This window comes from Mesorhizobium sp. M4A.F.Ca.ET.020.02.1.1, assembly GCF_004022645.1.
GTDB lineage: Bacteria > Pseudomonadota > Alphaproteobacteria > Rhizobiales > Rhizobiaceae > Mesorhizobium.
The window spans coordinates 1-14264 of sequence record NZ_RZOI01000072.1 but is presented as its reverse complement, the minus strand read 5'-3'; the positions used below and the strand labels follow the sequence as shown (position 1 = coordinate 14264).

The window sequence follows — 14264 nt, the reverse complement described above, 5'->3', positions numbered from 1 at the left end:
GCCCCAGCGCACCGGATCAAGGCCTTCCAATTCGTCCTTGCTGGCACGCGAGAACAGGAGCTTGTCGGTGAGGCCGGCGCGCACGCTGCCGTCGTCGATCAGCGCCAGCGAGATGTTGTCGTTGCGCGAGGTGAAGCGCGCTTCCGGACCCACCTTGCCGAGCGAGATGATCGGCTGGGCGCTGAGCATGTACTTCTTGCCGCCCTCGAAATTCGGCGCGATGAGGCCGGTTGCGCCGAGCGTCAGATACCAGTCGCCGGATATCCAGCTGCCCTCGCCCGCCCCGGCGGTCGGGACACCCAGCAGGACGGCGGTCATTACCAGCGGAATCGCCCGGACAATACGCATCGTTACCCCATACGCGAAACACGCCGGCGCAAACAACCGGCAGTGCTCAAGCCATGGCGCGGGTTCGGTAAAATTTGACTTAAAGTCGTAACATCGGGAGCTGGACTGGTTGACTCCCAACCAATTCAACGACCCGCACTGTCGCAAACTCGAGATGTCCGAAACGCGCTTAGGGTGTGAATTGGATGAAGCATCGACAACGGTTGCAACGGGACATTTGGGTGCCGCCTCACTAAGCGTCGCCGCTCACTCGGCCTGCGATGGCGAATGCCTGTAGGTTTTTGACCTTTCCGTGGTCCTGGTCGGCGTTAGCGATGATCGAAAAGAACGCCGCGCGGGCGATGTCTTTCTTGGATGCATCGGGGTGTTCCTTCCTTGCCGCCTTCAACAGTTGTTTCGGCTGCTGCTCTTGCCCGGCTCACATTCCTCCTTTTTTCTTTGGTAGCCATCTCCTGTGTCCTTTTCCTGCATCATCGGATGAACGAGGACTGACAGGTATGGTACCGGCTCGCATATCGTCGTCAGCCGGCTTGAGGTCCGGCCACAGATGGTCAAGGCGAGCGGTTGTTTGTGACAGCTTTATGACGCACCATGCAGGGAGGGTCCCTTCGATTGTCGTGAAGTTGCGCGGCGCCGAGGACATCATGCAGGAAACGGAACTGAAGTTCGAGCTGTCGCGGTCGGGTGCGGGATCGCTCCTCAAGAAGAATCCGTTCGGGTCCTCGCCCACAATTCTTCAGCAAAAATCCATCTATTTCGATACGCTCGGATGGGACCTGTCCAAGCGCGGTCTATCGCTTCGCATCCGGCAATCGGGTGATAAAAGGATCCAAACCCTCAAAGCCGGCGATGGCACCGCCGCCGGATCGTTCACGCGCGAGGAATGGGAGCGCCCGGTCGACGGCGATACACCGATACTTGACGATCCGCAGATCAGAGACCTGCTTGCAGAGGATGGCGCAAAGCTGGCGCCCTTGTTCGAGGTTCATGTCAAACGGCATTCTTGGAATGTGTCGGATGGCGACGCCACGATCGAGGTTGCCCTGGATCTTGGCAAGGTCGTCGCAGCCGGTCGCGAGGCACCGCTCTGCGAGATCGAGTTGGAGAAGAAGGCGGGCTCGCCGGCAGCTCTGTTTGCGCTCGCTCGGAAAATTGACCTGGTCACGCCGGCGCATCTCGGGGTGCTAAGCAAAGCTGAACGAGGCTATCGTCTGCTTGGCCCTGCACCGGGTGCTGTGAAATCAGCTGCGACCCCGCTCACGTCCGAGATGAGCGTGGCAATGGCTTTCGCGCGCATCGCAGCGGCCTGTCTCAAACAGTTCCGTCTCAATGAGATGGCGCTGGGATGGTCTCGCGATGCCGACTCCCTGCACCAGGCTCGCGTGTCGCTGCGACGGCTGCGCTCCCTATGCTCGATCTGCAAGTCGCTATTCGACGACAGCCGTTTCGACTACATGCGAGGAGAATTGAAATGGCTCGCAGCGGAACTTGGCGATGCACGCAATATCGACGTGATGATCGATCACGCTTCCAGCAGGATTCTTGCAAGCCGTCTTCAGGAAGTGCGCGACGACGCCTATGCGGCGGTCGCAGCATCGTTCTCTTCAATTCGCGCCCGCTCCTTGATGATCGATGTCACCGAGTGGATTTCCATCAAGGACTGGCGAACCCAATCGGATGAAATGTTGTCCGAACAGTCGTCGAAGGATTTCGCCTCGGATGTATTTGATAAACTTTGGAAGAAGGTGGCGAAGGGCGGCAACAATCTTATCGACGCCGATGACGAGACCCGCCATAAAGTACGGATCGCCGCAAAGAAACTGCGCTACGCGGCCGAGTTCTTCGAGCCGCTCTACAACGGCAAGGCCGAGGCCAAACGCCATCGACGGTTCATCGAGGCGATGAAGGGCCTGCAGGATCATCTCGGCAGCCTCAACGATATTGCCACCGCCCCCGATATGCTGGCAGCGCTGGAGCTTTCGGACGTAACTGGTGCGGACGATCTCTTCAGCGGCGAGGACAAGTCCAAGCTTCTCAAGGACGCCGCGGAAGCACACGACACCTTTGTCAAGACCAGGCGCTTCTGGCGTTGAGGCAGCATGCGGAGGGAGCGACGAAGCTCCAATGCCCACTTCCGGTGTCACCGCGCTCGCCGGCCTAGCCATCGCCATGGGCTGGCCGGTGCGGAGCTGTTCTATGGCTGCCCGAGAGGCTGCGCCTCGCCCGCCTCGCATTCCGGCAGTCGCACAGGTTTGGCGAGTTTCGCCAGCGCCTCGGGCTTGGCGCAAGCCGGAAAACCGGCGAGCGGCATCGTTTCAATAAACCGGCTGCGCTCACTAGTGCTCAAGCCGACTTCATTGATCATGCTCTCGACGGTCAGGTCGGGGTACTGCTTGAGAGTTTCCCTAACCGCGGCATTCGCCTCATCCATCCGACCCAGAGCCGCAAGGGAGCCGCCAAACACCACCCACCTCCAATGGTCGTAGTTGTCAGGTGTCATGCGCTCCAGCATCTTCAAGGCGTCCTCATACCGGCCGGCCATAAAATAGGCAGGGCCGAAGAAGTTGGACGTCCACATCGGATAGTTCGGGTCGAGCCGCATTACCTGGTCGACCATCTGAGCGCCGCGTTCGGGTTCACCGAAGCGTGCCGCATAGCCGGTATAGAACGTCAGGATTTCGGACGAACCGGGAGCAAGACGAAGGGCCGTATCCAGTTCGGCCTTGGCGCGGGCGTTGTCGCCCTTGTGGCTGAGACTCATCCCAAACACGGCGTGTGCCTCAGCGTCGCCTGGATCGAGCCGCACCGCGTGTTCGGCCACATCGGCAGCCGCCTTGATCTCGCTCTCGGGATTGATACCGAAGCCAGCCAATATGCCATGCGCATGGTAAAGTTCTACCCAGGCGCGAGCCAGCCCGGGGTCCAGCTCAATGGCGCGGTTGAGAAGCGCGATTGCCTCCTGCTCATCGGCTACGGTGATCTCTTCAATCTTCTCGGTCCCGAGCAGATAATAGTCGTAAGCATTTAGGTTTTCAGGTCGTTTGCGTTTGGCCGCGGCCCGCCCGGCCGTCTGAATCAACCCTACGCCACCGCCCAGCCGGTTGGAGACTTGCTCTGCGATCTCGGTCTGGACGGCGAACACGTCCTCAGCGGGCCGGTCCCAACGATCCGACCAAAGGTGGTTGCCGGTTAGTGCATCGATCAACTGTGCGGTGACCCGCACCCGCCCATCTTGCCGCTGGATGGAGCCTTCCAGTACGAAGCCGACATGGAGCGCACGCGCGACCTGGCGGGCATCCACCGGCTTGCCCTTGTAAACTTCCGTCGAATTCCGGGCTACGACGTCAAGTTCGGGAAACCGCGCGAGGTCGGTGATGATATCCTCAGTCAAGCCATCGGCCAAACGCCCGCTGGCCTCGTCGCCATAATTATTGAAAGGCAGCACCGCGACCGACGGCTTGGCCCCCAGTAACGCGGGCTGAAAGAACCACCAGGTCCCCACACCCACCAAAGCCAGCACCACGATCGCCGCCGCAGCCGTCCTGGTCCAGTGCGGCATCGCCTGGCGTAAGGTCCGGCGCAGCCGCTTGCCATCGAGCCTCACCCGGTACATCCGCACGGGGCGGTTGATATTCTTGACGTGCTGCTCGCCGACGAAATCGAGTGGCCAATCAAGCTTGCCCTGCAAATGGTCGTAGGCCGTACCTGACACCATCACCCCGCCCGGCTCGGCAAGCTGCTCTATGCGAGCGGCGATATTGACGCCGTCGCCATACACATCGCCATCCACCAGCGCCACATCGCCAAGATTTATCCCGATGCGGAACACGATCCGCTCTTGCTCCGGCAGTCCACCATTGCGAACGGCCACAGCTTTTTGAATTTCGGCTGCGCAGATCACCGCATCGACCACGCTGTCGAAGACGACAAGTGCGCCATCTCCCAACAGCTTGACAATTCGACCCTGATGCAGAGCGATCGCCGTATCGGTTACGTCGGCCCGGATAGCTCTCAGGCGCTCGATTGTGCCAGCTTCGTCAATCTCGGTCGCCTTTGAATAGCCGACCATATCCACTGCAAGGATCGCCAGCAGTTTCCGGTTCATTGGAGGGACGATCATCATCCTGCCCCGGACCCATCATTGCCAAAATGGTACACCTAACCCAGCATGCTGACGAGAGGCCCGACCCGCCAGGCCAGGATGTCGTCCATTGGTCCGGCGGTCGGAAAGGTCGCTTCCACACTGCGCTGGGCCACCGGAATGGCGCTGAAGAGATAGTTCAGAACGCCACGGCTGCGTCCAGCTCCGAAAGCGGGCGCACGCCTGCCAGCAGCGCCCTCGCCTCGGCCTCGTCGCGCTTCATCTGCGCGACCAGCGCATCCAGCCCGTCGAACTTCAGCTCCGGCCGCAGGAAGCCGAAGAACGACACCTCGCAGGCCTCGCCATAGAGGTCGCCGGAGAAGTCGAAGACGAAGGTTTCGAGCAGCGGCGCGCCATTGTCGTCGACGGTCGGACGACGGCCGAAGCTGGCGACGCCGTCATGCAGCGTGCCGTCGGCGCGGCGGAAGCGGACGGCATAAATCCCTTCCTTGAGAGAAGCTTCCGGCGAAAGCCTCATGTTGGCAGTCGGAAAGCCAAGCGTACGGCCGAGCTTCTGGCCGCCGATCACCTCGGCCTCGACGGTGAAGCGGTAGCCGAGCAGGCCGGCGGCCTCGGCCACCGCGCCTTCGCCGAGAAGCGCGCGGATGCGGCTCGACGAGATCACCTCGGCGCCCTCGTCGCGAAAGGCGTCGACCAGCGTCACGCCAAAGCCGTGGCGCTCGCCCGCCGCCATCAGGAAGGCGGGGCCGCCCTGGCGGTCCTTGCCGAAATGGAAATCGAAGCCGGTGACGGCGTGCGTGACGCCGAGATTCCTTTCCAGAACCCCGGTCACGAAGTCTTCTGCCGAGAGCGCGGCGAAATCGCGCGTGAAGGGCTGCTCGACCAGCGCGGCGAACCCGAGAAGCGACAGGAGTCGGGCCTTCATCGGCGGTGGCGTCAGCACGAAGAGCGGAACCTCGGGCCGGAAGACCTTTCGCGGATGCGGCTCGAAGCTCAGCACCATGGCCGGCGCGCCGCGGCGCCGCGCTTCGGCCAGCGCGCGCTCCAGCACCGCCTGGTGGCCGCGATGGACGCCGTCGAAATTGCCGATCGCCACCACGCCGCCGCGCAAATGGGTCGGCAGCGGCGATGTCGCCGAGATGCGCGCGCAGCTTTGTGAGGTTTCCGTCATGGAACGCCCCTATTGCAGCCTTGGAATGACCGCGACCGGGCGGTAGCCGTGCTTATCGAGAAAGGCGGCGAGCCTGTCGGGATCGGGCTGCAGCGGATCGCCATAGTCGCGGGCATGGATGCCTCCCGAGACATAGAGCACGTCGAATCCATTGTCGGCCGCGCCCTTGATGTCGGTCATCAAGCCGTCGCCGATGGCCAGCACCCGCGAGCGTTCGACGGGACGCCCGAGCAGGCCGGCAACCTCCTTCATCGCGACGTCGTAGATCGGCGCGTAGGGTTTGCCGGCGATCAGGGTTCGCCCGCCAAGCTGGGCGTAGTCGCGGGCAAGCGCACCGGCGCACCAGATCAAGCGTTCGCCGCGCTCCACCACGATGTCGGGGTTGGCGCAGATGAACGGCAGGTCGCGGGCGCGCAGCCGCTGCAGCAAGTCGGCATAGTCGGAAGGCTTTTCCACCTCGTCGTCGAACAGGCCGGTGCAGACCACGCCGGAGGCCTCGAACTCCTCGACCAGATCGACGCCGAGGCTGTCATAGAGGGTGAAATCGCGGTCGGGGCCGATGTGGAAGATCTTTCTCGGGCCCTCGGCGATCAGATCGCGGGTGACGTCGCCGGAGGTGACGATGCGGTCATAGGCGTCGGTGGGAACGCCTATCGCGTTCATCTGCGCAACGACATCGGCGCTGCGGCGCGGCGAGTTGGTGATCAGCACGATCGGGACGTCCGCCGCGCGCGCCGCGGCCAGTGCCAGCGCGGCCTGGGGAAAATGCCATTCGCCATTGTGCACCACGCCCCAGACATCGCACAGGATGGCCGAATAGGCACCCGACAAATCCGCGAGCGAGCCGATGATGTCTGGCAGATCCGCCATGCTGTCTACCCTGCCGATCGTTGCGAAAGCCGCCGCCGACGGTCCGCCGCGGCCGGTCCCGCATTAACCGAAGCGCCTCATCCTGTCACCAGCTTTCGGCAGACAGCACCCGCTACCGCAGGACTGATACCGTGGGCAGGACACGCGTTCGTGACTGAATTCCCAGGCCCCTCGGCACCCTCGCCGCGAGCCCGATGGTTAACGGGCCTTGAAAACGCAGGTTGAGGTTGGATGCATTCGCGCAACCTGAAATTTAATGATCTGTGACCATGGTTGCAGATCAACTACGACCTTGGTCGTATATTAGTGGGGGACTAAAGGCTATGATCCGCAAGTTCGGAGCGATGATCCGCAGCTTCGTGCACAACAGGCGGGGCAACTATGCCTTGATTGCCGTCATCACGATGGTGCCTGTGATGGGCGGCGTGGCATTGGCGGTCGACTATACGGAGCTGGTTCGCCAAAAACAGGAAACGTTGAACGCGCTCGATGCCGCCGGCGTCGCCACGGCGCAGCAGATCGTCGCCAATGTAAGCGATGCCGATGCCAAGGCTTATGCGAAGAACTTCTTCGAAGCCAATCTGTCGCATGTCAGCCCGGCCGACACCACGCTGAGCGTCACCTTGCCCAACAACAATAGCGGTGGCGGCACGCTGAAGCTTTGCGCGAACCTGCGCTACCATCCGTTTTTCCTGCCGGCTGCCGCAATGCTGATCGGCAGGACGGCCAGCGACCGAAGCTTGGCCGCGTGCTCGGAAGTCCGACTGAAGAACACCCTGGAAGTCGCCCTGGTGCTCGACAATTCCGGCTCGATGAGCACGAATGGATCCGGTACCGGCCAGCAGCGAATAGAGTTGCTCAAGACCGCCGCGACAGAACTCGTCAACACGTTGGCCCTGCAGGCAGGCCAAATGAAGCAGGTCACCAAGCCGGTGCAATTCGCCCTGGTACCGTTTTCGGCCTCGGTCAATGTCGGCTCAGCCAACAAGGACAAGACCTGGATGGATCTCGGCGGCATCTCGCCGGTGCATCATGAGAATTTCGACTGGACGCAGATGAACAAGACCGTCTCCGGCGTCGATCCGAACAAATACATCGAGAAGGTTGGCGACGCCTACTACCAGAGGGGCACCGGCTGGGGCGCCGACGCGGGCAAGGCAATGACCCGCTTCACCCTCTACCAGGATATGATGGCCACGACGCGAACCTGCACCAAGAAAAACCACGGCACGTGTCAGACTTATGTCGACACGACCGCCCAATACCAAGCCTGGAAAGGCTGCGTGGAAGCAAGGCCGTATCCTTACAATGTGGACGATACGACGCCGGCAACGTCCACACCCGCCAGCCTGTTCGTCCCGATGTTCGCTCCGGACGAGGCCGGCAATTTCTGGACCGACTCCACCCACGCCAGCACGACGTCATGGGGTTACACCAACAATTGGTGGGTGGATTCGGCCGACAGCCTGGCCGTCGCAAAACGCCAGTCGGATATGCGCAAGTATTTCGTCACAAAGCCCTACAACGCGGCGGCGGAGCCGGCTGACGGCGGCCCCAACTCCGGGTGCACGACTGCCGCCATCACGCCGTTGCAGGACATAACCACGACCACGGGCAAGAACACCATCACAAGCGCCATCAGCGCGATGACACCAACAGGCAATACCAACGTGCCGGAAGGGCTTGCCTGGGGCTGGCGGGCATTGTCGAGCAATGAGCCTTTCACGGACGGCCGGGCCAACACCGAAAGAGGCAACGACAAGGTCGTCATCGTGCTGACCGACGGCGCCAACACCTACAGCCCGATCGCCGACGCCACCTACGCCAAGAACATGTCGACTTACGCCGCGTATGGCTACACGGGCCTGACCTATCCGGGCTCCGGCACGTTGACCCGACTGTTCATGAACACCAGCGCTTCCGTTGGCAAGACGACCTACACCGCCGCCAACTACACGACGGCGCTCGACGAGCAGATGCAGACGCTTTGCGCCAATGCAAAGAATTCGAACGTCATCGTGATGACGGTTTCGCTTGACCTCGTGGAAACCAAATCCGCAGAAAAGGCCGCAATGGCTGCGCTGAAGACCTGTTCCTCGGACTCGAGGTTCCGAAAAGACCCGGCCGACCCGACCGGCAAGACAGCGGCGAAATTGTACTGGAACGCGACCGGCGCCACGCTGTCGAAAAGCTTCAAGGAAATCGCCGACGAACTGTCGAACCTGCGCATCGTCAGCTGACCGATGAAAGCGCCTTGCAGACCCCCCGCCCAGGGCCGCTTACGCGATATGCGTGACTTCTGGCGTGACTTCTGCCGCGACCGGCGCGGCAACTATGCCCTCATGACCGTGCTCGCCATGGTGCCGCTGATGGGAGCCGTGGCGCTGAGCGTCGACTATTCGAGCATGATCAGCGAGAAACAGAAGGTGGTGAACGCGCTCGACGCCGCCAATTTCGCCACCGCCCGCCGCCTTGCCGAAGGCGCCACCGACGACCAGCTGAGGGCCTATGCGCTGGAGTTCTTCAAGGCCAACCTGGGCGACAGTATCGATCCGGCCAACACCACGCTCAGCGTCACGCTGCCCAGCAGCACCACCGGCGGCGGCCTGGTGAAGCTCTGCGCGGCGCTGGTCTACAAGCCCTATTTCCTGCCGGCGGCGGCGATGCTGATCGATAAACAGTCTTCCGACGTCGACTACTCGGTATGCTCGGAAGTGCGGCTGAAAAACACGCTGGAAGTCGCCATGGTGCTCGACAATTCCGGCTCGATGAGCAACCTCGGCACCGGCGCGGGGCAAAAGCGCATCGACCTGCTCAAGCAGGCCGCCAAGCAGCTCGTCGACACGCTGGCGCAGCAGGCGGCCGCGATCAAGCAGATCGACAAGCCGGTCCAGTTCAGCATCGTGCCCTTCGCCGCCTCGGTGAATGTCGGGACGCAGAACGACAACGCTTCCTGGATGGACACCTATGGGCTGTCGCCGGTACACCACGAGAATTTCGATTGGACGACGCTGAACGCCACCAACAAATACGCGCAGAAGTTCAACGGCATCTGGTACAAGAAGGGCTCCGACTGGGGCGAGCAGGAAGGCCAGATGCTGACCCGCTTCTCGCTCTACCGCGACATGAAGGTGGTCACCAGCCATGAGCGCATCGTCGGCTCCAAGCGCGTGGTCTGCGACGAATATCGTTCGAACCATACCTGCAAACGCAGCCACGACGAATACGACTACAACGACACCTACGGCCCGTTCGCCAGCTGGCAGGGCTGCGTCGAGGACCGTCCCTACCCTTACAATGTCAATGACGCGCCGGCCTCCGGCGGCCCCAACAACATCGGCACCGGCGTCGGCGACCCGGCAACCATGTTCGTCCCCATGTTCGCGCCGGACGAGCCGGGCAACCACTGGTATCTGACGCAGGATCCCGACGAGGCGAAACCGGTCACCTATGGCGCGGCCAACAGCTGGTGGAACGACGATCCGTCGAGCACCACCGGCAAGACACGGCAATCCAACATGGCCAAGTATTTCCAGCCGCGGCCGATCCATGCGCCCGTGCTGTCGACCGGCGCCGGTCCCAACTACAGCTGCACCACGACGCCGATCACACCGCTGACCGATGTCACCCAGGCGGCAGGGCTGACGGCGATCAAGGCGGCGATCGACCTGATGCAGCCGAACGGCAACACCAATGTGCCGGAAGGCATGGCCTGGGGCTGGCGCACCGTATCGAGCACCGAGCCCTTCACCGAAGGGCGGCCGGAGAGCGAGCGCGGCAATGACAAGGTCGTCATCGTGCTCACCGACGGCGAGAACACCTATTCGACGGTCAGCAGCGACCCGGCCGGCAACAAGTCGACCTATGCCGCCTATGGATACACCGGCCTCGCCTATCACGGCACGGCCGTGACCCGGCTGTTCACCGGCACGTCGAGCGCCATCGGCCAGTTCAACTATACGTCCAGCAACTACACCGCCGCGCTCAACGAGCAGATGGCGAGCCTGTGCAACAACGCCAAGGCGGCCAACATCATGGTGATGACCGTCGCGCTCGACATGTCCTTGACGGATTCCGGCGACAAGAAGGCGATGGACGCGCTGAAGGCCTGCTCTTCCGACTCGCGCTTCCGCAAGGATCCGACCGACCCCAGCAAGCCGGCCAAGCTGTTCTGGAACGCGACCGGCGCTACGCTGTCGGACAATTTCAAGGAAATTGCGAACGAATTGTCGAATTTGCGCGTGGTGGGGTAAGGCACATCAAAGGATGCCGGTGCGTTGAAGATCGTCCTTCGCCGTGCCGATCCTATAAGCTCGCCTCGTCCGGCGGCCTCGTCGTCGGTAAGTAGAAGGTTACAAAAGCGTTGGAGATGAGTGCCTTCGTTTGAGACTGTGCAGCGCACGTCCATTTGGACGTGACCGCGGAGGCAGGCCGAGACTACCCACCAACCTGCGGCATGCCACCCTGGCGCAACGGCCGGCGCCGGCAAGCCCTTGTGCGCGTTCGCGGCACAAGGCACAAGTCGGTGCTCGCCGGCATCGGACCGTCCCTGCCGCATGCGCTGGAGTCAAGCAATGCCCGACGTCGCCAACCATCTGACCTTCGCGCTGGTCTGCCTCGGCATGGTGCTGACGCCGGGGCCGAACATGATCTACCTGATCTCGCGTTCGCTGTCGCAAGGGCCGAAGGCCGGGCTGATCTCGCTTGGCGGCGTCGCCTGCGGTTTCCTGTTCTACGTGGTCTCGGCGGCCTTCGGCATCACCGCGCTGCTGCTTGCCGTGCCCTTCGCCTATGACGTGCTGCGCATTTCCGGCGCGCTCTATCTTCTGTGGCTCGCCTGGCAAGCGGTGAGGCCCGGCGGGCGCTCGCCGTTCCACGTCCGCGAGATGCCGAAGGACAGGCCGCGCAAGCTGTTCGCGATGGGGCTTATGACCAACCTGCTCAACCCCAAGGTGGCGGTGCTCTACCTTTCGCTGCTGCCGCAGTTCATCAACCCGGCCAAGGGCCATGTCCTGTCGCAGCTTCTGGTGCTGGGCGTCACCCAGATCTCGATCAGCCTCACCGTCAATGCCATCATCGCGGTGACAGCCGGCTCGATCGCGACCTTCCTCGCCGGACGACCGCTGTGGATGGTCATCCAGCGCTGGATGATGGGCACGGTGCTGGCGGCGCTGGCTCTGAGGATGGCAACCGAAGCGCAGCGCTGACGGGGCGTGCCGATATTCAGGTCTTGTTGCGCGCCAGCTGCCGCTGTGGCCTGGCTGCTTGGCCAACCATTTGTGCAGCATTTTACAATTCAAGCATTTTATCATTTGCTTAAATTGCTCGTAGAGACCCCTGGCGTATCACTTGAGCTTTACAGAGTTCGGCGAGGGGCAATGTTCGCATTGAAACGCTTCCGGGCCTCCGAGCGCGGCAACTTCGCCATGGGGACCGCCATAGCGATGCTGCCGATAATGCTTGGCGTGGCCGGCACCATCGATCTGGTGGGCACCAGCGACGACGCAGCGCAGTTGCAGAACTCGCTGGACGCGGCCGGGCTTGCCGTCGCCACGAAGTACTCAGCCGGGATGACAGCCGGTGACGTCCAGTCGCTTGGGCTGACATTTTTTGCGGCCAACATGAGCGCCGCCGACCAGCAGGAATATTCAGGCAGCGTCTCCGCCTTTTCGGCAGCCGCCAGTGGGAGCCCGAGCGCCTATTACATCTCGCTTTCGTCCAGCATCAGCCGGCCAAGCTTCCTCAGCGGCGCGGCCTCGTGGCAGGCCAACCGCTCGGCCAAGGTCAAGATGAACCCGGGTGCACAGGCCTGCGTGCTGGCGCTCGATCCGCATGTGTCTTCAGCGGTGAGCCTGCAAGGCTCGACCAATGTCTCGATGAGCAGTTGCGTGATCGCCGCGAACTCCGACGCGTCCGATGCCGTCAGCAGAGGTGGCTCCGCCCTGGTCTCGGCGGCATGCGTCTCGACGGTCGGCGGCACTTCCGGCCTTTCGCCACCAAGCGCCAATCTCACCTGCGGAACGCCGCTCGAGCATCAGTACGCGTCTTTCGATCCCCTGGCCGACGTCGTTCCCCCCGACTACACGTTGTGTTTGCCGGTCCCCAAGGGCAAGACCTACACGCTGGCGCCCGGCACCTATTGCGACAAGACATTGTCGGGAAACATCACGCTTGAGCCTGGCGTCTACATAATGCGCGGCACCGCCATCAAACCCGGGGGCAACGGCAGCCTGACCGGCCAGGGGGTGACGATATTCCTCATGGAGGGCGCGCAGATTTACATAAATGCCAATGAGCAGGTGAACCTTTCCCCGCCCACCAGCGGTCCCTATGCCGGCATCACCATCTTCGAAAACCACGAAAACACGTCGGCCTTGACGTTGAATGGCGGCGCCAATTCCGTGATCAGCGGTTTCGTCTACGCGCCGGACGCGCCCGTTAGCTATGCCGGCAACTCCGACATGAGCGGCCAGGGAGACTGCCTGAGGCTTGTCGGCAAGACCGTGCAGATGACCGGAAACTCATCCATCAAAACGGACTGCTCAGCCGTGCTTGGAAGTCGCGAGATGTATGCCAGCCGCCTCATCACGCTCGTGAAATAAGGAGTATTCGTTGGGCGGCGCCAGGCGCGCTGGCGCCGCACAATAGCAGCTCTAGGCCGCGAAGCGTTCGATCACCTCGGCCAGCGGGACATGCCCAAGGCAGGCACCCGAACCCACAGGCTTTCTGCCATCCTCTACGGCGAGCGCGTATTGCACGACCGGATCGGCCTGGATGCGCTCGCGCAAAGCGGCAAGCCTGGGATAGTCGGCGCCCTCGATCGCCTGGTGGAACTCGGCCCAGCGCGCCACGCCGATCAGCGTGGTGTCGGCCAGCGTCAGCCGATCGCCGACCAGGAAGTCGGTCCCGTTGATCATCGCCTCGAGCCGGTCGTGGCGTTCGGCAACGGCCTTGCGACCAAAGTCGCGCAAGGTTGCCTGCAAGACTGGGTCCGGCGACGTCATTTCCAACGCCGCCCAGAGCGGCATGAAAGCGGCGGTAAATCCGGTGTTCACAAAAGCCATGAGTTGATGCATCCGATCGGCTTCCTGCGTGCGCGGGTCGAAGCTGATGCGCCGGTTTGTATCGCGGGCCTCGAGCCATGCGGCGATCGCCATGGTCTCGGTCAGCACCTTGCCTTCGTCGGTGATCAGCACCGGCGTTTCCTGCCGGCCGTTGATGCTGGCATAGGCTTCGTTCTTCATGTCGGCCAGCATGTCCACCCGGCACAGCCGGTAGGGTAGCCCGAGGCGTTCGAAGGCAGCGACGAGCCCCATCGAGCTTCCCGCCGGGAAGCCGTAAAGGAGGATAGGTTCCATTTGTTGTCTCTTCCATGTTCGAGGATCACGCCGCGCAGCGAAACTTGACCCTAAACGCTGGTCGCCCCATGTAAATTACGCGCTATTCTGTAACCACGCCCCCAGGTCCCCAATGAAAGATGTCATTTCGTGCTGCCCGATCGAAGAGACCATGCGCGTGCTCAGCGGCCGCTGGCCGACCTTGCTGCTCTATTATCTGAAGGACGGGACCAAACGCTTCAGCGAGCTCCGGCGTGACAATCCGACCGTGTCGCATCGCATTCTGGCGCTGGAGTTGCGCAAGCTGGAGGACGCCGGCATCGTGCGGCGCACGGCGCATCAGGGCTATCCGCTGCGCGTCGACTACGACCTCACGGAAGCGGGCCGCGGGCTTGTGCCGCTGATCGATGCGCTCGGCGCCTGGTGGGAGCATACG

The 14264-nt window shown here is 62.3% G+C and carries 11 protein-coding genes and 1 pseudogene; 6 read left to right on the top strand and 6 right to left on the bottom strand.

What is annotated here, in order from left to right:
• Window positions 1-318, bottom strand: a pseudogene (locus EN742_RS07800) (MipA/OmpV family protein); the annotation flags it as partial.
• Between the two features lie 262 nt (window positions 319-580).
• Entirely contained in the window at window positions 581-736 is a 156-nt protein-coding gene (locus EN742_RS37945; RefSeq protein ID WP_189375224.1) for a hypothetical protein, read from the bottom strand.
• A gap of 193 nt (window positions 737-929) precedes the next feature.
• Between EN742_RS37945 and EN742_RS07795 the strand changes: the two genes are divergently transcribed.
• A complete protein-coding gene (locus tag EN742_RS07795) occupies window positions 930-2441 on the top strand; it encodes an inorganic triphosphatase (RefSeq protein WP_348632853.1) in 1512 nt (503 codons plus the stop codon).
• Between the two features lie 101 nt (window positions 2442-2542).
• Here EN742_RS07795 and EN742_RS07790 read toward each other — a convergent pair whose 3' ends face one another.
• The 3 genes from EN742_RS07790 to EN742_RS07780 form a co-directional block, all read right to left on the bottom strand.
• On the bottom strand, window positions 2543-4468 hold the full coding sequence (locus EN742_RS07790; RefSeq protein ID WP_128332625.1) for an adenylate/guanylate cyclase domain-containing protein: 1926 nt from the start codon (window positions 4466-4468) through the stop codon (window positions 2543-2545).
• 160 nt (window positions 4469-4628) lie between these two features.
• Window positions 4629-5621: a bifunctional riboflavin kinase/FAD synthetase gene (locus EN742_RS07785; RefSeq protein WP_128332622.1), complete on the bottom strand. Its 993-nt coding sequence runs from the start codon at window positions 5619-5621 to the stop codon at window positions 4629-4631.
• A gap of 9 nt (window positions 5622-5630) precedes the next feature.
• Entirely contained in the window at window positions 5631-6491 is an 861-nt protein-coding gene (locus EN742_RS07780) for a TIGR01459 family HAD-type hydrolase (RefSeq protein WP_126055124.1), read from the bottom strand.
• Window positions 6492-6814: 323 nt separating this feature from the next.
• Between EN742_RS07780 and EN742_RS07775 the strand changes: the two genes are divergently transcribed.
• The 4 genes from EN742_RS07775 (at window position 6815) to EN742_RS07760 (ending at window position 13093) form a co-directional block, all read left to right on the top strand.
• The gene (locus EN742_RS07775; protein ID WP_245455486.1) at window positions 6815-8731 is read left to right on the top strand and encodes a TadE/TadG family type IV pilus assembly protein; all 1917 of its coding nucleotides are present in this window, start codon (window positions 6815-6817) and stop codon (window positions 8729-8731) included.
• A gap of 48 nt (window positions 8732-8779) precedes the next feature.
• Complete coding sequence (locus tag EN742_RS07770; RefSeq protein ID WP_189375222.1) at window positions 8780-10744, top strand: pilus assembly protein; 1965 nt, start codon at window positions 8780-8782, stop codon at window positions 10742-10744.
• 321 nt (window positions 10745-11065) lie between these two features.
• The gene (locus EN742_RS07765) at window positions 11066-11698 is read left to right on the top strand and encodes a LysE family translocator (RefSeq protein ID WP_126055125.1); all 633 of its coding nucleotides are present in this window, start codon (window positions 11066-11068) and stop codon (window positions 11696-11698) included.
• 171 nt (window positions 11699-11869) lie between these two features.
• On the top strand, window positions 11870-13093 hold the full coding sequence (locus tag EN742_RS07760; RefSeq protein WP_128332623.1) for a TadE/TadG family type IV pilus assembly protein: 1224 nt from the start codon (window positions 11870-11872) through the stop codon (window positions 13091-13093).
• A 51-nt stretch (window positions 13094-13144) separates the two neighbouring features.
• On the opposite strand, the gene EN742_RS07755 is transcribed toward EN742_RS07760, so the two are convergent.
• Window positions 13145-13849, bottom strand: coding sequence for a glutathione S-transferase family protein (locus tag EN742_RS07755; RefSeq protein ID WP_126055126.1), 705 nt, complete (start codon window positions 13847-13849; stop codon window positions 13145-13147).
• 112 nt (window positions 13850-13961) lie between these two features.
• Here EN742_RS07755 and EN742_RS07750 point away from each other — a divergent pair.
• Window positions 13962-14264, top strand: a 303-nt coding sequence (locus EN742_RS07750; protein ID WP_148670048.1) for a helix-turn-helix domain-containing protein, incomplete at its 3' end; no start/stop codon positions are given.

What these genes read in the sequence shown, in the direction of transcription:
- EN742_RS07795 (WP_348632853.1), top strand. Translation starts at nt 930, where the DNA reads ATGACGCACCATGCAGGGAGGGTCCCTTCGATTGTCGTGAAGTTGCGC.
- EN742_RS07790 (WP_128332625.1), bottom strand. Translation starts at nt 4,468, where the DNA reads ATGATCGTCCCTCCAATGAACCGGAAACTGCTGGCGATCCTTGCAGTG.
- EN742_RS07785 (WP_128332622.1), bottom strand. Translation starts at nt 5,621, where the DNA reads ATGACGGAAACCTCACAAAGCTGCGCGCGCATCTCGGCGACATCGCCG.
- EN742_RS07780 (WP_126055124.1), bottom strand. Translation starts at nt 6,491, where the DNA reads ATGGCGGATCTGCCAGACATCATCGGCTCGCTCGCGGATTTGTCGGGT.
- EN742_RS07775 (WP_245455486.1), top strand. Translation starts at nt 6,815, where the DNA reads ATGATCCGCAAGTTCGGAGCGATGATCCGCAGCTTCGTGCACAACAGG.
- EN742_RS07770 (WP_189375222.1), top strand. Translation starts at nt 8,780, where the DNA reads ATGCGTGACTTCTGGCGTGACTTCTGCCGCGACCGGCGCGGCAACTAT.
- EN742_RS07765 (WP_126055125.1), top strand. Translation starts at nt 11,066, where the DNA reads ATGCCCGACGTCGCCAACCATCTGACCTTCGCGCTGGTCTGCCTCGGC.
- EN742_RS07760 (WP_128332623.1), top strand. Translation starts at nt 11,870, where the DNA reads ATGTTCGCATTGAAACGCTTCCGGGCCTCCGAGCGCGGCAACTTCGCC.
- EN742_RS07755 (WP_126055126.1), bottom strand. Translation starts at nt 13,849, where the DNA reads ATGGAACCTATCCTCCTTTACGGCTTCCCGGCGGGAAGCTCGATGGGG.